Origin of the sequence: Actinoplanes subglobosus (assembly GCF_042650585.1) — a bacterium.
GTDB classification, from domain to species: Bacteria; Actinomycetota; Actinomycetes; order Mycobacteriales; family Micromonosporaceae; genus Actinoplanes; species Actinoplanes subglobosus.
In genome coordinates this window covers 63,978-83,445 of record NZ_JBHSBL010000018.1, presented here as the reverse complement: position 1 = coordinate 83,445, position 19,468 = coordinate 63,978, and the positions used below count along the sequence as shown (strand labels likewise).

20 protein-coding genes are annotated in these 19,468 nt (G+C 69.8%); 10 read left to right on the top strand and 10 right to left on the bottom strand.

Going from position 1 to position 19,468, the window contains the following annotated elements:
• Positions 1 to 234: 234 nt before the first annotated feature.
• Positions 235 to 1,143, bottom strand: coding sequence for a Gfo/Idh/MocA family protein (locus ACFO0C_RS22295; protein ID WP_378068606.1), 909 nt, complete (start codon positions 1,141 to 1,143; stop codon positions 235 to 237).
• 77 nt (positions 1,144 to 1,220) lie between these two features.
• On the opposite strand from ACFO0C_RS22295, the gene ACFO0C_RS22290 reads away from it, so the two are divergent.
• Positions 1,221 to 1,586 carry a hypothetical protein gene (locus ACFO0C_RS22290; RefSeq protein WP_378068605.1) on the top strand — a complete coding sequence of 122 codons (366 nt, stop codon included), beginning with the start codon at positions 1,221 to 1,223 and terminating at the stop codon, positions 1,584 to 1,586.
• Positions 1,579 to 2,010: a hypothetical protein gene (locus tag ACFO0C_RS22285; RefSeq protein WP_378068604.1), complete on the top strand. Its 432-nt coding sequence runs from the start codon at positions 1,579 to 1,581 to the stop codon at positions 2,008 to 2,010. The genes ACFO0C_RS22290 and ACFO0C_RS22285 overlap by 8 nt, the downstream gene beginning before the upstream one ends.
• A gap of 202 nt (positions 2,011 to 2,212) precedes the next feature.
• Here the strand turns inward: ACFO0C_RS22285 and ACFO0C_RS22280 are convergent, their stop codons facing one another.
• The 6 genes from ACFO0C_RS22280 to ACFO0C_RS22255 form a co-directional block, all read right to left on the bottom strand.
• Positions 2,213 to 3,667 carry a glutathionylspermidine synthase family protein gene (locus tag ACFO0C_RS22280; RefSeq protein ID WP_378068603.1) on the bottom strand — a complete coding sequence of 485 codons (1,455 nt, stop codon included), beginning with the start codon at positions 3,665 to 3,667 and terminating at the stop codon, positions 2,213 to 2,215.
• Positions 3,668 to 3,670: 3 nt separating this feature from the next.
• On the bottom strand, positions 3,671 to 4,060 hold the full coding sequence (locus tag ACFO0C_RS22275) for a hypothetical protein (protein WP_378068602.1): 390 nt from the start codon (positions 4,058 to 4,060) through the stop codon (positions 3,671 to 3,673).
• 48 nt (positions 4,061 to 4,108) lie between these two features.
• Positions 4,109 to 4,870 carry a 3-oxoacyl-ACP reductase FabG gene (gene fabG, locus ACFO0C_RS22270; protein WP_378068601.1) on the bottom strand — a complete coding sequence of 254 codons (762 nt, stop codon included), beginning with the start codon at positions 4,868 to 4,870 and terminating at the stop codon, positions 4,109 to 4,111.
• 62 nt (positions 4,871 to 4,932) lie between these two features.
• Positions 4,933 to 6,579 carry an alpha-amylase family protein gene (locus tag ACFO0C_RS22265; RefSeq protein ID WP_378068600.1) on the bottom strand — a complete coding sequence of 549 codons (1,647 nt, stop codon included), beginning with the start codon at positions 6,577 to 6,579 and terminating at the stop codon, positions 4,933 to 4,935.
• Complete coding sequence (locus ACFO0C_RS22260; protein ID WP_378068599.1) at positions 6,572 to 7,591, bottom strand: hypothetical protein; 1,020 nt, start codon at positions 7,589 to 7,591, stop codon at positions 6,572 to 6,574. The genes ACFO0C_RS22265 and ACFO0C_RS22260 overlap by 8 nt, the downstream gene beginning before the upstream one ends.
• On the bottom strand, positions 7,588 to 7,938 hold the full coding sequence (locus ACFO0C_RS22255) for a PadR family transcriptional regulator (protein ID WP_378068598.1): 351 nt from the start codon (positions 7,936 to 7,938) through the stop codon (positions 7,588 to 7,590). The genes ACFO0C_RS22260 and ACFO0C_RS22255 overlap by 4 nt, the downstream gene beginning before the upstream one ends.
• 126 nt (positions 7,939 to 8,064) lie before the next feature.
• On the opposite strand from ACFO0C_RS22255, the gene ACFO0C_RS22250 reads away from it, so the two are divergent.
• Positions 8,065 to 8,715, top strand: coding sequence for a DedA family protein (locus ACFO0C_RS22250; protein ID WP_378068597.1), 651 nt, complete (start codon positions 8,065 to 8,067; stop codon positions 8,713 to 8,715).
• Position 8,716: 1 nt separating this feature from the next.
• Here ACFO0C_RS22250 and ACFO0C_RS22245 read toward each other — a convergent pair whose 3' ends face one another.
• Positions 8,717 to 10,093, bottom strand: coding sequence for a carbohydrate-binding protein (locus ACFO0C_RS22245; RefSeq protein WP_378068596.1), 1,377 nt, complete (start codon positions 10,091 to 10,093; stop codon positions 8,717 to 8,719).
• Between the two features lie 126 nt (positions 10,094 to 10,219).
• On the opposite strand from ACFO0C_RS22245, the gene ACFO0C_RS22240 reads away from it, so the two are divergent.
• Together ACFO0C_RS22240 and ACFO0C_RS22235 are read left to right on the top strand one after the other, a co-directional pair.
• The gene (locus ACFO0C_RS22240) at positions 10,220 to 11,374 is read left to right on the top strand and encodes a carboxylate-amine ligase (protein ID WP_378068595.1); all 1,155 of its coding nucleotides are present in this window, start codon (positions 10,220 to 10,222) and stop codon (positions 11,372 to 11,374) included.
• Between the two features lie 269 nt (positions 11,375 to 11,643).
• Positions 11,644 to 12,864 carry a polysaccharide deacetylase family protein gene (locus ACFO0C_RS22235; protein ID WP_378068594.1) on the top strand — a complete coding sequence of 407 codons (1,221 nt, stop codon included), beginning with the start codon at positions 11,644 to 11,646 and terminating at the stop codon, positions 12,862 to 12,864.
• On the opposite strand, the gene ACFO0C_RS22230 is transcribed toward ACFO0C_RS22235, so the two are convergent.
• Positions 12,836 to 13,672, bottom strand: coding sequence for an Fpg/Nei family DNA glycosylase (locus tag ACFO0C_RS22230; RefSeq protein WP_378068593.1), 837 nt, complete (start codon positions 13,670 to 13,672; stop codon positions 12,836 to 12,838). The genes ACFO0C_RS22235 and ACFO0C_RS22230 overlap by 29 nt on opposite strands.
• Before the next feature lie 91 nt (positions 13,673 to 13,763).
• Here ACFO0C_RS22230 and ACFO0C_RS22225 point away from each other — a divergent pair, with 91 nt between their 5' ends.
• From ACFO0C_RS22225 to rocD, 4 genes are all read left to right on the top strand, one after another.
• Positions 13,764 to 14,369, top strand: coding sequence for an ATP-dependent Clp protease proteolytic subunit (locus tag ACFO0C_RS22225; RefSeq protein WP_378068592.1), 606 nt, complete (start codon positions 13,764 to 13,766; stop codon positions 14,367 to 14,369).
• A gap of 103 nt (positions 14,370 to 14,472) precedes the next feature.
• On the top strand, positions 14,473 to 15,048 hold the full coding sequence (locus ACFO0C_RS22220) for a hypothetical protein (RefSeq protein WP_378068591.1): 576 nt from the start codon (positions 14,473 to 14,475) through the stop codon (positions 15,046 to 15,048).
• A 260-nt stretch (positions 15,049 to 15,308) separates the two neighbouring features.
• Positions 15,309 to 16,106 carry a dimethylargininase gene (ddaH, locus tag ACFO0C_RS22215; protein ID WP_378068590.1) on the top strand — a complete coding sequence of 266 codons (798 nt, stop codon included), beginning with the start codon at positions 15,309 to 15,311 and terminating at the stop codon, positions 16,104 to 16,106.
• Positions 16,103 to 17,317: an ornithine--oxo-acid transaminase gene (gene rocD / locus ACFO0C_RS22210; protein WP_378068589.1), complete on the top strand. Its 1,215-nt coding sequence runs from the start codon at positions 16,103 to 16,105 to the stop codon at positions 17,315 to 17,317. The genes ddaH and rocD overlap by 4 nt, the downstream gene beginning before the upstream one ends.
• 76 nt (positions 17,318 to 17,393) lie before the next feature.
• Here the strand turns inward: rocD and ACFO0C_RS22205 are convergent, their stop codons facing one another.
• Positions 17,394 to 18,542, bottom strand: coding sequence for an FHA domain-containing protein (locus ACFO0C_RS22205; RefSeq protein ID WP_378068588.1), 1,149 nt, complete (start codon positions 18,540 to 18,542; stop codon positions 17,394 to 17,396).
• 141 nt (positions 18,543 to 18,683) lie between these two features.
• Here ACFO0C_RS22205 and ACFO0C_RS22200 point away from each other — a divergent pair, with 141 nt between their 5' ends.
• On the top strand, positions 18,684 to 19,454 hold the full coding sequence (locus ACFO0C_RS22200; RefSeq protein ID WP_378068587.1) for a hypothetical protein: 771 nt from the start codon (positions 18,684 to 18,686) through the stop codon (positions 19,452 to 19,454).
• Positions 19,455 to 19,468: the final 14 nt, after the last annotated feature.

Below are 19,468 nucleotides of genomic sequence, written 5' to 3'. Positions count from 1 at the left end.
CGGCAGCGTCGCGGGCCCGCGACGGCCACCACCGGGCGATTCGGCCCCCGGTGCACGTGACAAGGCGAAAATGTATTCGGCTCGCTACTATGCGTCCATCCGTAACGCGCAGGTTCTGTCCAGTTAGCGCTCAGTTCGACCGAGCCCCGATCAATACGCCCATTACCGCGCGTAGGCGACCGGGGATCTGATACCCACCGGGAGAGATCGACTCACCGTAACCACGAGATCGACTCAGCGATCGATCCGCCCGGACGTCACCGGCACGGTCGCCCGCTCGATGAGCGACCGCTCGGCGGCGGCCAGGATCGCCGTCACCGCGGCACCGAACCGGACGTCGCAGGCCGGCGACGGTCCGCCGGCCGCGGCGGCGAGCAGCTGGTCGAGAGCCCGGGCGAGCGCGTCCGGCGGCGACCATCGGCCGCACGGAACCTCCCGCACCCCGGCGTCACCGGAGAAGACGGCCTCCTCACGGGCCGCCGCAGCCGGCGCGTCCACCGCCAGGGCGAGCCGGCTGACCGCCCCGCCCTCGTGCTGGAGCAGCACGAACGTCAGGTCACGCGGACCGGCCACGGCGGTCACCGCGGTCACCGGGCCGAGCACCGGCAGCACCACGGCCAGCGCGTGCGGGCCGACGTCCCACAGGCCGCCGCGCTCGCGCCGCCACGGCGACGCGCCGAACGGGTTGTCCGGCACGAAGATCGAGCCGAGGTGGTCGATCCGCGCCTCGGCCCAGCCGCCGGCCGCCGCGGCCTCGGTCAGGAAGCCGTCCAGCTCCGGCGTGAACCGGCGGGTGAAGAACACCACCGAGGCCACGTCACCCGCCGCGGCGGCCAGGGCTTCGGCATCCTCGGTACGCAACGCGATCGGCTTGTCCAGCAGGAGGTGCTTCCCCGCCCGGGCGGCACGCAGGGCGATCGGCGCCTGCACGTCCGGCGGGAGCGCGATCGCGACCGCGTCGACGTCGGCGATCAGGGCGTCGACATCGGAGTAGGCGGGCACGTCGTAACGGCCGGCCAGGTCGGCCGCCTTCTGTGGATCACGCCCCCAGACGCCGGCGAACTCCACGCCGGAGTGCGCGGCCAGTGCCGGCGCGTGCGCCAGTTGAGCCCATGGTCCCGTACCGAAAAGTCCGAACCGCACCGGATCGCCCCGTCCTCGCGTTCTTGATCTCCGGGCCGGAAGTTACCAGGCCCGGAGGGCCTCAGTAACCTGGCCGGGTGAACGGAGCCCTGTCGACCGCGACGATCGTCGCCGCCCTCGTCCTGGCGGTCTGGTACCTGGTGAGGACAGCCCTCGACCGGGCACCGAACCGCGTCGATCTGATCGCCGCCGGGGTGCTCACCGCGCTCGTCGCGGTCCTCGTCGTGGTCGCCGTGGCCGGCCTCTTCGACGGCGAGCGCCCGGCCGACACCGCCACCTTCGCCGGCTATCTGATCACGACGATCGGGCTGGTCCCGACCGCGGCGATCCTCGCCAAGATGGAGCCCACCCGCTGGGGCAGCCTGATCCTCGGCATCGGCTGCCTGATCCTGCCCGTCCTCGTGCTGCGCCTGCAGCAGATCGCGTCGGTGACCGTTGCCTGACAACCCCTCCCCGGAGACCACCACCGTCCGCCCGGCCGACGCCGCCCTCGGCTCGGGAGTGGGCCGGGTCCTGCTGCTCGTCTACGGCGTCTTCGCCCTCTCCGCGAGCGCCCGGGCCCTGGTCCAGATCAGCACCCACTTCGCCGAGGCGCCGCTGGCCTACCTGCTCTCCGCCTTCGCCGGGCTGGTCTACATCGCCGCCACCGTCGGCCTGGCCCGTGGCGGCCCCACCGGCCGCCGCATCGCCCTGGTCAGCTGCACCATCGAGCTGATCGGCGTCCTCGCGATCGGCACCCTGAGCGTGGCGGACAGCGGCGACTTCCCGGACGCGACCGTCTGGTCGAACTTCGGCAGCGGGTACGGCTACGTCCCCCTGGTCCTGCCGTTCGTCGGCCTCTGGTGGATCTGGCGGCACAGAATCTGATTGCTTCGCTTCATCTAATTGCTCCGCTTCGCTCCGCGGCAAAACGCCTTGTAACCGGTGACGAGGCAGCCGGTTTTCCGACACCGCAAACCCCGCGGTGTCGGAAAACCGGTTGCCTCGTCACCGGCGGCGTTTTGCGGGCCGTTGGGTGACTACGCCCTCGCGGAGACCACGCGGCAAAACGCGGTCGCTCCCGCGCCGGTCAGCTGATCACGTGGGGGATGAAGTTGCAGGTGTTGGTGGTGACCAGGCCGGCCGTGCCGATCCCCTCACGGATGCCCATGCCGGCCGGCTCGCCGTCGATCAGCCACGCGCCGATCACCGGGTGGACGGTGCCCTCCAGCCCGTCGAAGGACGGTAGTTCGCACAGCTCCTGGACGATGTAGCGGCCGTCCGAGCCGTACTCGGAGGGCACGTCGGTCACCGGGACGCCGTCCCGGACCAGCGTGACCGACCCACCCTCGCGGCCCCAGACGGGTTTCTTCGCGTAGGAGGTCAGTTTCGCGGCGCCCGAGGACTCGGCGAAGTAGGCCGGCAGCAGGTACCTCCCCCGCTCCGGGTCGTCGCCGAAGAGTTTCCACAGGACCGGGAGCAGCGCCTTGTTCCCGAGCAGTGCGGCCTTGTACGGCGGCTCCATCCAGACGGTCCCGCGCTTCTCCGGATCGGCCATGTTGCGGAAGAAGGCCTTGCCGCCCTCCTCGTGCCAGAACCACTCCCACGGGTAGAGCATGAAGATGACGTCGATCGACTCGGCCTTGTGCTCCTGCCCGGGCCTGGGGACGAACAGCACCCGGTCACCGGCCACGTCCCACCCGATCTGGCTCATGGCGATCAGCTCGACCGGATAGCCCGCTTCCTCGGCGGTGGCCATCAGGTACGCGACGTTCATCCGATCCTCACCGGAGGTCTCGGACGTCTCGTACGCGAAGAAGATCTTGGGTTTCTCCGGCAGCCAGGGCCGGGCCTCCCGCAGTTTCCCGATGTTGCGCCGCCAGGCACCCGGGTCACCCGGCTCACCGGGCGCGTCCTCCCACCCGACGAGCCGCTCGTGGATCGAGTTCCACTGCCGCCACTCGTGCCCGGCGACACCGGTCTGGTCCATCCAGTGCCACTGGATGACCGCGGCCTCGATCAGCGAGGTCGGCGTCTGCGCGTTGAACTCGAGCAGCCGCGGGACACTGCCGGCCCCGTTGTACCAGAGGTCGAACCGGCCGTAGACGCTCGGTGACCAGTCCGGCGTCCCCATCGGCAGCCGTCCGTCCGGGTCCTTGTCCTGATGGGTCCACGTCTCGGCGTCACCGTCGAACCAGGTCCGGATGATCTGCTCGTGCGTGTACTCCGGGACGCCGATCCGGGTGAGGAAGCACGACTCGGCGGTGCAGATCGAGGTGAAATAGCCCTGGCGGCGGCCCTCGGCCGTGCGCCGTGGACACTGCTGGACGATCCAGTCGCCGGCCTCCAGGCACATGGCGTAGAGGGTCGTGCTCGCGGTCTCCAGCTCCTCGATCTCAGCCGCGGTGAAGTCGTAGTACGGCCCCTCCTGCCAGTACGAATACGTCGTCCCGTCGGGGAGGACGTCATCGTTGTAGGTCAGGCCGAGGCTGTAGTTGGTGAGCCGCCACCCGTCGCGCACCGGCCCGTGCGGAATCCGCCGCAAGTGTCAGCCCCCCGACGACGAACCGCTGCCGCCCTTGCCCACCACGCTGGTCTTGACCGTGCCGTTGCCGATCTTACCGCTGGAGGGCAGCCCGAACCGGGAACGCGAGGAAGCGTCGTTGTACGCGAACTTGGAGCCGCCGGCCGGCAGTGTCGACCCGACCGGGTAGCCCTTCTTGTAGCCCGACGAGTGCCAGATGAAGAAGCCGCCCCCACCGCCGCCGCCACCGTCGTCGTCACAGTTGTCCTCGTCGACGATCACTCCGTTGGCGTCGGCGCAGTAGAAGCCCTCGTCGACGTATTCATCGTTGTCGCACGCCGCCGTACCGCCCGCTGCCAGCAGGAGGAAGGTGCTGGTCAGCGACACGGTCCGGGAACTCATGCGTCGGTTCATGATTTCTTTGTAACTCTTCTCAGCAAGTTGCCAGCAACCATTAGCCTGTCAGTCCCTCGGCCCGCCGGCCACATAGACGACCTGACCGGAGACGAATCCGGCCCCTTCGCTGACCAGGAACGACACAGTATTCGCGACGTCCTCGGGACGTCCGGCCCGGGCGACGGGAATCTGACTCACGGTCGCCTTCTCGAAGTCGTCGAAGTCGACGCCGATGCGCGCCGCGGTGGCCCGCGTCATGTCGGTGACGATGAAACCGGGCGCGACCGCGTTCGCGGTGATCCCGAACTTACCCAGCTCGATGGCGAGGGTCTTGGTGAAACCCTGGAGGCCGGCCTTGGCGGCGGCGTAGTTGGCCTGGCCGCGGTTGCCGAGAGCGGACGTGCTGGAGAGGCTGACGACCCGGCCGTACTTCGCGGCGACCATGTGCTCCTGGACGGCCTTGGTGAACAGGAACGCGCCCCGCAGGTGGACGGCCATCACCGTGTCCCAGTCGTCCTCGGACATCTTGAAGAGCAGGTTGTCGCGCAGCACCCCGGCGTTGTTGACCAGCACGGTCGGCGCGCCGAGCTCGGCGACGGTCCGCTCGACAGCCGCCGTCACCTGCGCCTTGTCGGCCACGTCGGCGCCGATCGCGATCGCCGAGCCACCGGCGGCGACGATGGCGTCGACCGTCTCGGCGCCGGATTTCTCGTCGAGGTCGACGACCGCGACCGCCATCCCGTCGGCGGCGAGTTTGCGGGCGATCGCCGCCCCGATGCCGCGTGCGGCTCCGGTGACGACGGCGACACGACGTGCGGACTGCGACATTGCGGCCTCCGTGCTGCTGGCGAATGGTGATCCACGCTGCTCGGAGCCGATGCTAAACCGGGTCAGGCGGTTCTGCGCATCCGGATCCACCGGTATCCGTATCCGCCGACCTTGATCTTGTCCAGCCCGTCCGGCTCCGGGTACTCCTGGTCGGCGAGCACGTCGTTGGGGAACTCGGCGTCGCCGGCCAGGACGCTGAGGTCGACGACGGCCGATTCGTCGGTCAGATTGTGCACGAACAGCATGGTTCCGGTGTCGGCGTCGGCCCGGTGCGCCAGCACTCCGCGGGGCGCCGGGACGTCGACGTGTGTGCAGGTTCCGTCGCCGATCTCGGGCGCTTCCCGGAGCGTCCGGATCATCCGCTCGAACCAGGACAGCAGCGATCCCGAGTCGTGCCGCTGGAGGGTGGCGTTGACCGTCTCGTAGCCGAACTCGCCACCGGAGATCACCGGCCGGATCAGGTCCTCCGGAGCGGCCGCGGAGAATCCACCGTTCGGCAGCATGGACCACTGCATCGGGGTACGGATGGCGTTACGCCCGTCCAGCGAGAGGTCGTCACCCATCCCGATCTCCTCGCCGTAGCGCAGCACCGGTGTCCCGCGCAGGCTGAACTGCAGCGAGTAGGCCAGCTCGATGCGGCGGCGGTCGTTGCCGAGCATCGGAGCCAGGCGCCGGCGGATGCCCCGGCCGTACAACTGCATGTGGTCTTCCGGGCCGAACTGCTCGATCACGTCCTTGCGCTGCTCGGCGGTGAGCCGGGACAGGTCGATCTCGTCGTGGTTGCGCAGGAAGGTGGCCCACTGGCCGCCGGCCGGCAGTTTCGGGGTGTCGCGCAGCGCGTCGATGATCGGCTCGGTGTCCTGCCGGGCCAGCGCGAGCACCAGCTTGGCGTTGAGCATGAAGTCGAACAGCATGTGGATCCGGTTGCCCGACCCGCCCTCGTCACCGAAGTACGCGGTCAGTTTGTCCGGCTCCACATTGGCCTCGGCGAGCAGGACCGCGTCGCCCCGGCGCCACTGCACGTGCTGGCGCAGCTCGCTGAGGAAGCCGAAGTCCATCGGCGAGGACGGGTTTCCCGGCTCGGTCTTCTCGATGATGAACGGCACGGCGTCCATCCGGAAACCGGCGACACCGAGCTGCAGCCAGAACGCGCAGATCTTCTTGATCTCGGCCCGGACCTCGGGGTTCTCGATGTTCAGGTCCGGCTGGAACTTGTAGAACCGGTGGTAGTACCAGAGTTTCGCGGTCCGGTCGTAGGACCACGTCTCGTTCTGCTCGCCGGGGAAGACCATGCCCTGGTCACGGTCCGGCGGTGCGGTCTCGCTCCAGACATACCAGTCACGGTACGGCGAATCCGGCGACGATCGGGCCGAGAGGAACCACGGGTGCTGGTCGGAGGTGTGATTGACGACCAGGTCGATGATCACCTTGATGCCCCGGTTGGCCGCCTGGTGCAGCAGTTCGGCGAAGTCACCGAGCGTGCCGAACCGGGGATCGACGTTGTAGAAGTCGGACACGTCGTAGCCGTCGTCCCGGCCTGGTGACGGGTGGATCGGGTTGAGCCACAGGCAGTTGATCCCGAGCCGGGACAGGTAGTCGAGCCGTCCGATCAGGCCACGGATGTCCCCGCAGCCGTCACCGTCGGAATCGGCGAACGAGTCGATGTCGAGGCAGTAGACGACGGCCTTGGAATACCACCGGTCACTCATGCGCCCTTACATGTCCGTGGCCACGGCCGGTCAAACGCTCCCGGACGGCCAGCACGAGCAGACCACCGGCCAGGATCACCAGCGGTGCCAGCAGCAGCACCGCGAACCGGCCGGCCGCCCACCCGGCGTCGGCACCGCCCTCGATCAGGATGAACGAGAGACCCGGCACGTCCTGGACGACGTACACCGCGGTGAGCAGGGTCGTCGACAGGACCGCGATCCGGCCGCGCACCCACCGGCCGGTGGTCCACGCCGCGGCACCCAGGAGAAGAGCCGGCACCCAACCGGCCATGAACTCCGCCAGTTGGAAGGGGAGATCGTCGAAGTACGAGCCGAACCAGATGCCGTCCAGGGCGGGCGCCCGGGTCACCGCGGCCACGGCAGCACCGCCGGCGGCCAGGGCGAGACCGCGGGCGCTCAGCACCGGACGGACCCAGCGGCCGAACGCCGCGACGGCGAAGAGGACGGTGACCGCGATCGCGGTCACGACGCCCCACACCAGGGAGAGCCCTCGCAGGTACAGCGGCACCGACCACAACCACGCCACCACGACCTGGACCAGGATCGCCGCCGCGGAGAGCCCGATCGTGGTACGGCGCAGGCCCAGCACCGCCGCGACCACGACCATCGGCCAGATCAGGGTACGCAGCGCCGGGTCGAGCAGCATCAACCCGTCCACCCCGTGCAGGCGCAGCGGGTCACCGTCGCTCCAGAGCACGAGACCGGCGATCAGACGGTTGATCGCCGCGCCGGCCATCAGCAGGGCGGCGAACAGGGCGGTCACTCCGGCGGCGTCTCGCCACCCCGTACCCCTCTGGGTGTGGAAGACCTGGCCGAAACGCGCGGTGACGCCCGCGCGGATCAGGTCCACCGCATCGGCCGGGCTGGGGAACCGGCGACCGGGCTCGGCGCCGGACATCAGGACGCCGACCATCTCCTCCTCGTAGGCCGCACGGTGATCGGACGGATAGATCCGCATCAGGCGGCGGTAACGAATCTCCAGGCTGGTCACGTCGTGGCTCCCCCGAGTCTGGTGGTGTGCCGGGCGCGCAGACGGCGCTCGGCGATGGCGGCCTGGTCGCGCAGGCGGGCGGTCTCGGTGGCCAGGCTCTGCTCGCCGGCCCCCGTGAGCCGGTAGTAGCGCCGCAGCCGGGACTGCACCACCTCCTCGCGATCGACCTCGATCAGGCCCTCGGCCCGCAGCCGGTCGAGAGCGGCGTAGAGGGTGCCGGCACGCAGCCGCACCCGCCCGCCGGTCATGGCGGCGACGTCCTCGATCACGGCATATCCGTGTCGTGGCTCCTCGGCCAGGGCGGTGAGCACGAGGAACGTCGGCTCCCGCATCGGCGTGTCAGTCATGGCGGAAGCATATACCGATCATCGGCATATACGGCAGAGGGTTCGACGCCTCGCTCACGGGTAACTCTCAGAAACCGCCTGCACAGTGTGTGGGGACTGCACGGCGACATTTCGGAAGGCGGGCGCATGGCCGACGGTGATCTCAGCAATCTCGGTGGACTGACCGGCTGGGTCGCCTCGGTGATCGACTCACTGGGCGAGGTCGGCGTCGGCCTGCTGGTCGCGCTGGAGAACCTGATTCCGCCGATCCCGAGTGAGATCGTCCTCTCGATGGCCGGCTACCTGGCCAGCGAGGGCCGGGTCAACCTGGTCCTGGTCTGGGTCACGGCGACCCTCGGCGGGCTGATCGGCGCGATCGCGCTCTACTGGCTGGGCCGGGGCCTCGGCGAGGAGCGGTTGAAACACTGGCTGGACCGGATCCCGCTCGTCGACCCGGACGACCTGAACCGGGCCGATCGCTGGTTCGAGAAACACGAGCGGGCCGCCGTGCTCTTCGGTCGTTGCGCCCCGGTGGTGCGCAGTCTGGTCTCCATCCCGGCCGGCGCCAATCACATGCCGATGGGCCAGTTCATGCTCTACACCACGATCGGCAGCGGCGCCTGGAACGCCCTCTTCATCGGCGGCGGCTACGCGCTCGGCTCCCGCTGGGAGGACCTGGAGAAGTACGCACAGTGGTTCGACTACGCGATCTGGGCGTTCTTCGCGGTCGCCATCGGCTCGTGGGTGGTGAAGAAGGTGCGCAAGCGGCGGCAGCGCGCCGCCGCCCGCGCACGCTGACTCACTTGCGGAACTGGATCCAGTTGACGTTCACGAAGTCGGCCGGCTGGCCGCTGGTGAAGGTCAGGTAGACGGTGTGCGAGCCGGTCACGTTCGACACGTTGGCGGGGACCGAGGTCCAGGTCTGCCAGCCGCCGGTATTGGCCAGGGCGAAACTGCCGATCGGGGCGTTGCTGCGGCTGTCCAGACGCACCTCGACCAGGCCGCTGACCGCGGTGCCGGCACCGGACGCGACCCGGCCGACGAAGTCCTTCACCCCGCCGGTCCCGAAGTTGACGTTGTTGAACTGGAGCCAGTCGCCGTTCGCGACGTAGCTGACGTTCTGCCCGCCCTCGGAGCAGGTCTCCACCTGGACCCCGGCGGAACCGTTGAACGACTCGGCCTCGATCCGGGAGTACGCGTCCCGGCTCGTCCCGCTGGTCGGGGTCGGGGTCGGGCTGGTCGTCGGGGTGGTGCCGCCGCTGGACTGGTAGACGGCCACGTAATCGATCACCATCGGCACGCCGGACTGGGTGGCCGAGGTCGGCCCACCCCCGAAGGCCGCCGGGAACCCGCCGCCGATCGCCACGTTGAGGATCATGAAGAAGCCGTGGTGCAGGGCGTTGTTCCAGGTGGTCGAGTCGACCGCGTTCGAGGTGAGCGTGAAGTAGTTGTTCCCGTCCAGGTAGAAGCGCAGCTGCTCGGGCGAGGTGCTGCGGTCGTACTCCATGGCGTAGGTGTGGAACGCGCCGAGGCAGCCGCTGCAGGCCCGCTCGCCGCTGGTCAGGCCGGTCGTCTCGTTGCACGGCCCGCCGGGGTTGCTCCCGCAGTGCAGGGCCGAGAAGACACTGGACCGGCCGTTGATGTTCTCCAGGATGTCGATCTCGCCGATGCTGGGCCAGTTGGTGGCGCCGACCGGACGGGCCGCCGCGCCCAGCGCCCAGAACGCCGGCCAGTACCCGGCCGCGGCCGCTCCGGTCACATTGGGCTGCTGGATCCGGGCCTCCATGCGCATCCTGCCGCCGGCCGGGGCGGCGAAGTCGGTGCGCTGGGTCTCGACCCGGCCGGACGTCCACCGGCCGGCCGAGTCACGGATCGGCTTGATCACCAGGTTGCCGCCGCCGTCCTGGTAGACGTTGGCCGTCGAGTCGGTCATCGTCTCGATCTCGCCGGTGCCCCAGTTGGCGGCGCCGCCCGGATATCCGGTGCCGGTGGAGTACAGCCAGTTGGACCGGTTGAGCCCGGTGCCCGAGGCGCCGGTGAAGTCGTCACTGAAGACCAGCGTCATCCCGGCCGGCGCGGAGGGGACCGCGGCGTCGGCGGTGGCGACGAAGGTGACGGAGGCGCCGACGGCGACCAACGCGGTGGCCACCGCCAGCAGTTTCCTGGGGATTCTCATGGGGGACGCGCCTTTCCTGGGGAGTCGAGAGAGCGCTCTCAGAGATTGCACGCTTGTTTCCAGGGGTTGTCAATATGGAAGTACGCCGATCGTTTCCGGAGAGATCAGCTCGGGTAATCCGGGCCCATGGATACGGCGATCTCGCCCACACTCGCCGCGAAAGCCGAGCGTGACGACCTTCTCACCCTCGGCGTCGAGGAGGAGTACCTCCTCGTCGACGCGACCGAACCCCGGGCCGCGGAAGTGGTGGACGCGGTCTTCGCCGAGCTGCCCGGCGACCTGCGTGACGGCGTGCAGCACGAGTTCTACCGGACCCAGATCGAGGTGGCCAGCCCGCCACAGCTCGAACTGGACGGTCTCGCAACGGCCCTGCGCCGGCTGCGCGCCGGGGTCGCGGGGGCGGCACAGCGGGCCGGCGCCCGGCTCGTCGCGGTCGGCACCGGACCCGCCGCCGGCCACAACGCGCGGGTCGTCGACGACGAGCGGTACCACCGGATGCGGGAGCGGTTCGGTGACCTCTCCCCCGGCCAGGGCATGTGCGGCACCCATGTGCACGTCAGCATCCCCGACCCGGAGACCGGCGTTCAGGTCCTCAACCACCTGCGCCCGTGGCTCCCGGTACTGCAGGCGGCCACCGCCAACTCACCGCTGTCCGGCGGGCGCGACACCGGCTACGCCAGCTGGCGATCGATGCTGTGGGAACGCTGGCCGACCGTCGGCCCGGCACCCTACCTGCACTCGCACGAGCACTATCTGACACTGGTCAGCGACCTCGAAGCGAGTGGCGCGATGCTCGACGAGGGAATGCTCTACTGGTACGCCCGGCTCTCCGCGAACTATCCGACAGTGGAGATCCGGATGGGCGACGTGATGCCCACCGCCGACGACGCGGTACTCCTCGCCGGGCTGACCCGGGCGCTCGTCGCCACCCTGCTGCGCGAGGTGCGAGCCGGGACCGAGGCGCCCGATGTCGCCCACCCGCTGCTGATGGCCGCACACTGGCGGGCCGCGCACGACGGCCTGGAAGGCCTGAACATCGACATGGCGACCCGCGAGCCGCGCCCGGCGTGGCGGCTGATGCGGCAACTCTTCGACTACGTGCGACCGGAGCTCGAACGGCACGGTGACCTCGACACGGTGACCGTCCTGATGGAACGGCTGCGTGAGCAGGGCACCGGCGCGGCCCGGCAGCGGGCCCTGCTCGCCGGCGGGGCATCGATCGGCGAGGTGGTCGACTGGTTGGCCCGCGCCACCACCGATGAGCACGCTCCCACGGATTAGGTGACGCCCGAAGCGGCTTCAATCACAAATTGCACTTATCGGCATCACTGCGGGTGAGCAGCGGCTATCGCCCTATGTGATCGGTCGGTGACCTATTCGGTATCGCGCGAGATCTTGCGGCACGGTAGGCATGACGAATGTCGCCGCACGCCTCCCTCTCACCTGCGCCGACGTCCCGTGCTAAGAATTCCGTGGCCGGGCGGCACCGAGCGCCCGAGCCGCCAGCCGTCGAGTCCCCGGCACAGCCCGTGGTGGCCCGGCTCAACACCTTGCGCGCAGCGATCGTCACCGCCTCCGGCGCCACCATCCCCGCCCCTCGGGCGGCACGGCACCGCGCGGGGGCGTACGAATCGTATGGAACCTCCCGGACCGTCGCCCGCCGCGCGCAGAGCCGGCGGTCCGCAAAGGACCGTGCCACCGGCGGCGCGCACCGCGCGCCCTCGACGATGCCCGTCGAGGCCTGGGTCTCCGCCGCGAAGAGCCGTCCCCAGGTGCTGCTCGGCACCCTGGTCGCCGCGGGCCTGCTGCTCACCGCCCTGCCGACGATCCCGCAGGAGGACGGCGGCAGCGCCTCGGTGATGACCGCCGCCGCCGAGGCGGTCGGCGTGATCAGCAAGAGCGACAAGAAGAAGCCCACGCCCGACCGCGAGCCGGACGCCGTCGCCGGTGCGCCGGCCGCCACCCGGACGGCCGAGCCCGAGCCGTCGGCTCCACAGTCGACGCCGACCGTGCGGCCTACCGAGAACACGCAGCAGGTCGCGGTCCCGCCCGGGGACGGCCCGTTCGACTCGGTGCGCACCACCGGATCCGACGTCGTGATGCTCAGCTTCGACGACGGCCCCGACCCGGTCCAGACGCCGAAAATCCTCGCGCTCCTGGAGAAATACCAGGTCAAGGCGGTTTTCTGCCTGGTCGGCACGCAGGCTCAGGCGCACCCCGACCTGGTCCGGCAGATCGTCGACTCCGGTCACGCGCTCTGCAACCACACGTGGAACCACGATCTGAAGATCGGCGGCCGCAAGGTCAAGCAGATCCAGGCTGATCTGGAACGGACGAACGCGGCGATCCAGGCAGCGGTTCCCGGCGTCGAGATCCCGTATTTCCGGGCGCCCGGTGGCAACTTCACCGACCGGCTGGTGCAGACCGCCTACGGCGACGGCATGACCTCGCTCTACTGGCAGGTCGACCCGCGCGACTGGGAGCACCCCGAGGGCGAGACCTCCGAGCAGCACATCAAGCGGATCGTGGCGCAGGTCAAGAAGGAGACCCGGCCGGGCGCGATCGTGCTGTCCCACGACTTCAACCAGCCGGACACCACCGCCGCCTACGAGCAGCTGCTGCCCTGGCTGGTGGAGAACTTCCAGGTCGGTGTGCCCGGCGCCGCCGCCACACCGGAGCCCGCGCCCTCCACCTCCGCTCCCGAGCCGACCCCGTCGGTCACCCCGTCGGAGTCGCCGGCCGTCACGTCGAGCGAGGCCGCGACCGCGTGACCGGCGGCTGGCAGGACGGGCACCAGTAGAGATTGCGGCCGGCCAGCTCGTCCCGGGCGATCGGGGTGCCACAGACCAGGCAGGGCTGGCCGGGGCGGCGGTAGACATAGACCTCGCCGCCGTGCCGGTCGACCCGCGGCGCCCGCCGCATCGCCTCCGGCGTGTGCTGGGTGTGCACGGTGTCGATCCGGCCGTGCAGCACGCCCTCCTTCATCAGCGACCGCAGATCGTCCCAGATCGCCGTCCAACGGTCCGGGTCGATGGCGGTGCCCGGCGTCTGCGGTGACAGCCCGGCCCGGAACAGCGTCTCGTTGGCGTAGATCAGGCCACAACCGGCCACGATGGACTGGTCCATGAGCAGGGCGAACAATGGCTTCGTGCTGGACCGCACCCGGGACAGCGCGGCCGCCGGGTCGGCGTCGTCCCGCAGCGGGTCGGCACCCAGGCGGGACCGCAGCAGGTCGACGGCGCCCGGGTCGAGCACCTCGCAGGCGGTCGGGCCACGCAACTCCAGCCAGTGACCGGAACCGGTCAGGGTCATCCGGACCTGGCCGACCGGAGCCGGGGCGGGCAGCGCACCGTCGGCGAACTTGCCGTAGAGGCCCAGGTGCACGTGCAGTGTCTGCTCACCCTCGTAGTGGTGGAGCAGATGCTTCCCATACGCCTCCGTGTCGAGCAGCAGACGCCCGTCGATCAGTGCGGCGCCCGTGGCGAACCGGCCCTGCGGGCTGCCCGCGGTGACCGGATGCCCGGCGAAGAGCTCACGATGGCGGATCGCGAGGCGGTGAATGGTATGTCCCTCCGGCACGTACCAAAGGTAGCCGGGCATTATGCCGTGAGCGGATTCGCCCTGAGGCGAATCGCTGGGATCCACGGCCCGCCTGGGAGAAAGTGTTCCCATGAGCATTGAGACGACCATGCGGGGCGGCGGCGCGTCCTTCGACGACCAGGTGTTCGACCGGCTGCTGCGGGAGCGGATCATCTTCCTCGGCAGCGAGGTGAACGACGAGGTGACCAACCGCATCTGCGCGCAGATGCTCCTGCTCGCCTCCGAGGACTCCGAGCGCGACATCGCGCTCTACATCAACTCGCCGGGTGGCTCGATCAGCGCCGGTATGGCGGTGTACGACACGATGCAGTACATCAAGAACGACGTGGCCACCATCGCGATGGGCATGGCCGCGTCGATGGGCCAGTTCCTGCTCTGCGCCGGCACCCCCGGTAAGCGGTACGCACTGCCCCACGCCCGGGTGATGATGCACCAGCTCTCCGGCGGCATCGGCGGCACCGCGGCCGACATCGCCATCCAGGCCGAGAGCATGCTGCACATCAAGCAGGTGATGAACGAGCGGATCGCCTTCCACAGCGGGCACACCCCGGAGGAGATCGAGCGTGACTCCGACCGGGACCGCTGGTTCACCGCCCAGCAGGCCAAGGACTACGGTCTCGTCGACCACGTGATCGCCAAGGCGAGCGACGTCAACCCGGCGTCGTCGCTGGTCTGACCCGCTCACCCGAAAGGGCACGTCCTTCCTGGGCGTGCCCTTCGTGTCGTTTCCGGGCCGTGGGGGTATGTAGCCGTGTCAAACCTGCCAAGGAGGTTCAGACGTGAGGCTCCCTACCTTCCCCCGCCAGACCACCGTCGACGAAGCGAACACCGAGCGGACACCGGTGACCCCGCGACGCGACGAACCGACCACCGCCACGCTGCCGCCGGTCCGCTCGGACACCGTCACCCCGCCGCCGGCCCGCCCGCAGACGTTCCCGCCCCGTACCGGGACGGCTTCCTCGCGCTCCGAGATCGATCGGGCCAAGGCCGTCTCCGAGCCGGTCGCCGTCGTCCCCGCCACGCCCGCTCCGCGGGCCCGGGTCAGCTTCGTCGCGACCCTCGGCCTGGTCCTTTCGGTCGCCGGTGCGCTGCTGGTGCTGTCCGGACCCCTTCTGGGGTACGGCGTCGGTGTCTCCGCCGTGGCCCTGGTCCTCTCGCTCGCCGGCGTCTTCGCGACGCGTAAGCGGCACGTGGCCGGCAAGGGCGGCGCGCTGTTCGGCGTCCTGCTCTCGCTCGCCGCGATCGTCACCGGTGTGCTCGCGCTGGCCGGCCAGCTGTGGTGGCTGGGCACCGACACGCAGACGGTCACCGAACTCCGGACGTGGCTTGACACACAGTTTGAAACGCGGATTTGACGGGTATCTGACATTCACCGCCGATGATGTGGCGGCGGGATTACCCCTCGGAACCGGGACGGCGCAGGCCGGCCCGCCCCGAAATGCCTCCGGCGGTTCGCCGGAGATCGTCGAGGCCCCGGCAAGGGCGGCGGTTCGCCGTCCCGCCGGGGCCTTTGCAATGAATCGCCGCGGGCCCTGCTGATCACGCAACGATCCGCCACTACACGCAGCGTTGCACCATGGGAATCGTCGGTCACCGGCGCATACCGTTTCTCTCCATGAGCCTGAAGCGCCGCTACCTGATGTGCCGGCCCACCCACTTCGCCGTCACGTATCGGATCAATCCGTGGATGGACCCCACGGCGCCGTACGACAACGCCCTGGCGATCAGCCAATGGGAGAACCTGCGGCAGGCGTTCCTCGGACTCGGCCACACCGTCGACCTGATCGACCCACTGCCCGGGCTGCCCGACATGGTCTTCGCCGCGAACGGCGGCACCGTCGTCGGCGGGCGGGTGCTGGGTGTGCAGTTCCGTGACGCCGAGCGCGCCGACGAGGCCCCGGCGTACGCCTCCTGGTTCCGGGAGCGCGGCTTCGAGGTGCACGAGCCCAAGCACACCAACGAGGGCGAGGGCGACATCCTGCTCGCCGGTGACGTGCTCCTGGCCGGCACCGGGTTCCGGACCGCGCACGCGTCGCACGCCGAGACGCAGGAGTTCCTCCAGCGGCCGGTGATCACCCTGCAGCTCGTCGACCCGGCCTACTACCACCTGGACACCGCGCTCTGCGTGCTGGACGAGCGGCGTATCGCGTACCTGCCGCAGGCCTTCTCGCCGGGTTCGCAATCCGTGCTCCGGCAGCTCTTCCCGGATGCGATCATCGCAACGCCGGAGGACGCCGCCGTCCTCGGCCTGAACGCGGTCAGCGACGGCGAGACCGTCGTGCTGGCCGAGCAGGCCACCCACCTGGCCGCCGAGCTGCGCGCGGCCGGCTACAAGACCATCGGGGTCGACATGTCCGAGCTGCGTAAAGCCGGCGGCGGGCCCAAGTGCTGCACGCTGGAGGTCCGTCCATGACAACTGTGGAATTCCGTACCCCCGGGGCGCTCGCGGACGCCGAGCGCTGGACCGCCCACAACTACCACCCGCTGCCGGTGGTCGTCGCCGAGGCCGAGGGCGCCTGGGTGACCGACGTCGACGGGGTGCGCTACCTCGACTTCCTGGCCGGGTATTCGGCGCTCAACTTCGGTCACCGGCACCCCGGCCTGATCGCCGCCGCGCACGCCCAGCTCGACCGGGTAACCCTGACCAGCCGGGCGTTCGTGCACGACCAGTTCGGCACGTTCTGCCGCGGGCTGGCCGAGCTGTGCGGCAAGGACATGGTGCTGCCGATGAACACCGGCGCCGAGGCCGTCGAGACCGCGATCAAGGTGGCCCGCAAATGGGGTTACCAGGTCAAGGGCGTACCGGACGGGCAGGCCGAGATCATCGTGGCGGCCGACAACTTCCACGGGCGCACCACCACGATCGTCAGCTTCTCCACCGATCCGGACGCGCGGGCCGACTTCGGTCCCTACACGCCCGGGTTCGTGGTGGTGCCGTACGGCGACCTGGCCGCGCTACGGGACGCGATCACCCCGAACACCGTCGCCGTGCTGATGGAACCGATCCAGGGCGAGGCCGGTGTGCTGGTGCCGCCGGCCGGTTTCCTGGCCGGCGTCCGTGAGCTGTGCACCGGCAACAACGTGCTGATGATCGCCGACGAGATCCAGTCCGGCCTGGGCCGCACCGGTAAGACGTTCGCCATCGAGCACGAGGACGTCGTCCCCGACATGTACGTGCTGGGCAAGGCCCTCGGCGGCGGCATCGTGCCGGTCTCCGCGGTCGCGGCCGATCGGGCGGTGCTCGGCGTGCTGAAGCCCGGCGAGCACGGCTCCACCTTCGGCGGCAACCCGCTGGCCTGCGCGGTCGGGACCGAGGTGGTCCGGCTGCTGGAGACCGGCGAGTTCCAGGAACGCTCGGCCCGGCTCGGCGCCCGCCTGCACGCCGGCCTCGATGCGCTGATCGGCCGCGGCGTGATCGCGGTCCGCGGGCGCGGCCTCTGGGCCGGGGTGGACATCGACCCGGCGCTGATGACCGGCCGGCAGGCCTGTGAGCGGCTCGCCCAGCGGGGTGTGCTGGCCAAGGACACCCACGGGTCGACGATCCGGCTGGCCCCGCCGCTGGTCGTCACCGAGGAGGACCTGGACCACGCGCTGGCACAGCTCGCTGAGGTCCTGAAGGGCTGACCGCAATTGATCGGAGGGGCGCTACCGTCGGCGGCGCCCCTCCGGCGTCATCAGCGGCGGCGACCCTCCGGCGTCATCAGCGGCCGACCGGCCGGAACGCCATGGTGGGCGCCTCGCCCATCACCGACTCCGGCTGGACGTTACCGCCGCTGGCCCACAGTTTCGACCGGCCGATGAGCACCGCGTGGTAGAGCTCGACGATGTCGTCGTCGGCCAGCACCCGGCTCTCGTCACGCCGCAGGGTGACCCGGGCATCGTCGTCCATCGAGCCACCCGGGCGGATCCCCGACCCGTTCATGCTGATGTCGGTGACGGTCACCTGGCCACCGCGCAGCGTGAACTGGACGTGACCGCGACTGATCCATTTCCGGGCGTCGTCGGTCAGCCACTGGCCGAGCATGACGCCGGCGCCGCCCTCCGGCGCCCGGCCGACGACCATGCCACGGTCCTCCGAGACCACGAACCGCTGCCGGATCACCCCGTCGATACGGACCGAGAAGACCTCGGTCGCCGGGCGGGGCCCGACGTCCTTGAGCCGGTCACCGTGCCGCGGGCAGGTCGGCGCGCCGGCACGCAGGGTCGGCGGCGGCTGCGAGACCGGGCTCGTGTAGGTCCGCATGTCGGCGAACGGACTGTCCGAGTCGCCGCCGTCGCCGTAGCTGTTGCAGCTCAGCGACGGGCATCGCCAGACCCGGGCGAGCAGGCGCTCCCCCAGCGGCGAACGCGGCACCGGCGGTGTCGCCTCACCTCGGCCCACCCGGGCCACCAGGGTGGGCCCGCCCTGCGCCGACACCAGGGCCAGCAGCCGGCCAGGCTCGGCCACCCAGGGCCGGCTGGCCCGGAAACGGTCCTCCCGGTCACGGGTGAGCACCGGGAGGCCGAGCATCTCGGCCACCTCCAGCACCCGGTCCTCGACCTGGGGCACGACCTCGACCTTGCCGTCGTCGGCCCAGCGGCGGACCACCATGCGCTCGTTGGACGTGAGGTCGGTGTCGGAGAGCAGGCCACGCGGCGTAACCACGTAAACCGGGACGTTCTCCTCGGAGACGTAGCGGCCGAGCGCGTCGACCAACAGCCCGAGGCGGACGAGACTGGCCGGACGGCCACCGTCGAGGTCCGCATAACGGACGACTTCTGCCAGATCCACCACAGCCCGGGCGAGCGCCGGGTCAGTGGTGAGCCGGGCCTCGATGGCATCGAGGACCTTGCTGACCTCGAATCTCACGAGTCCCTCCCCTGTACGTACGCGTGCGGACTCCTCCGATCCATCATGCCCCTCTCATGATCGCCCAGGAAATCGGGCCGGGATTTGTCGCACCCGCCCGCTATGGTGGGCCCCGTTCAAAACATTGACAGGGAGATACACATGAGTTTCCAACGCTTGGCCGTCGCCTCGGTGACGATCGCCGCCATCGTCGGACTCGGCGGGTGCAACTCCGAGTCCAAGGATTCCGGTTCCACCGGGGCAGCGCCCGCCGCCACGACCGCGGCCGCCGCCACCCCGGTCGAGGAGTTCGTCGCCGCGTCGAAGAAGCTCGCCAACGAGACGATGAAGATGAAGATGTCGATGCCGGGCGGCATCGAGGCCAACGGCTCCGCCGACCTCGCCGCCAAGAAGCTCGACATGACCATGAGCATGGCCATGGGCACCGAGTCGCTGGACATCGCGGTTCGCCTGGTCGGCGAGACGATGTACATGAAGATGGACGCGACCGGCGACAAGTGGATGTCGCTCGACGTGTCGAAGCTTCCGGCCGGCAACTCGCTCAACCCGGAGAACATGGCTAACGCCGAGGCCTTCGCCGCCGCCGCGGTCGAGGTGAAGCGTGACGGCGACAACTTCAGCGGCACGCTCGACATGACCAAGTCGCCGACCGCCGACCCGGATTCGCTCAAGGCGCTGGGCAGCAAGGCGACCTCCGTCCCGTTCACCGCCAAGCGTGACAGCGAGGGCCGTCTCGTCGAGATGGTCATCGACATGAGCGGGATGGGCGCGGGCGCCGGCAAGATGACGACCACCTACTACGACTTCGGCACCAAGGTCGACGTCGCGGCTCCCGCCGCCGCCGATGTGACCCCGATGCCGGAGGAGATGCTCAAGGGCTTCACCTCGCAGGGCAGCACCGCCGGAGCGTAACGGCGTCCTGGTGG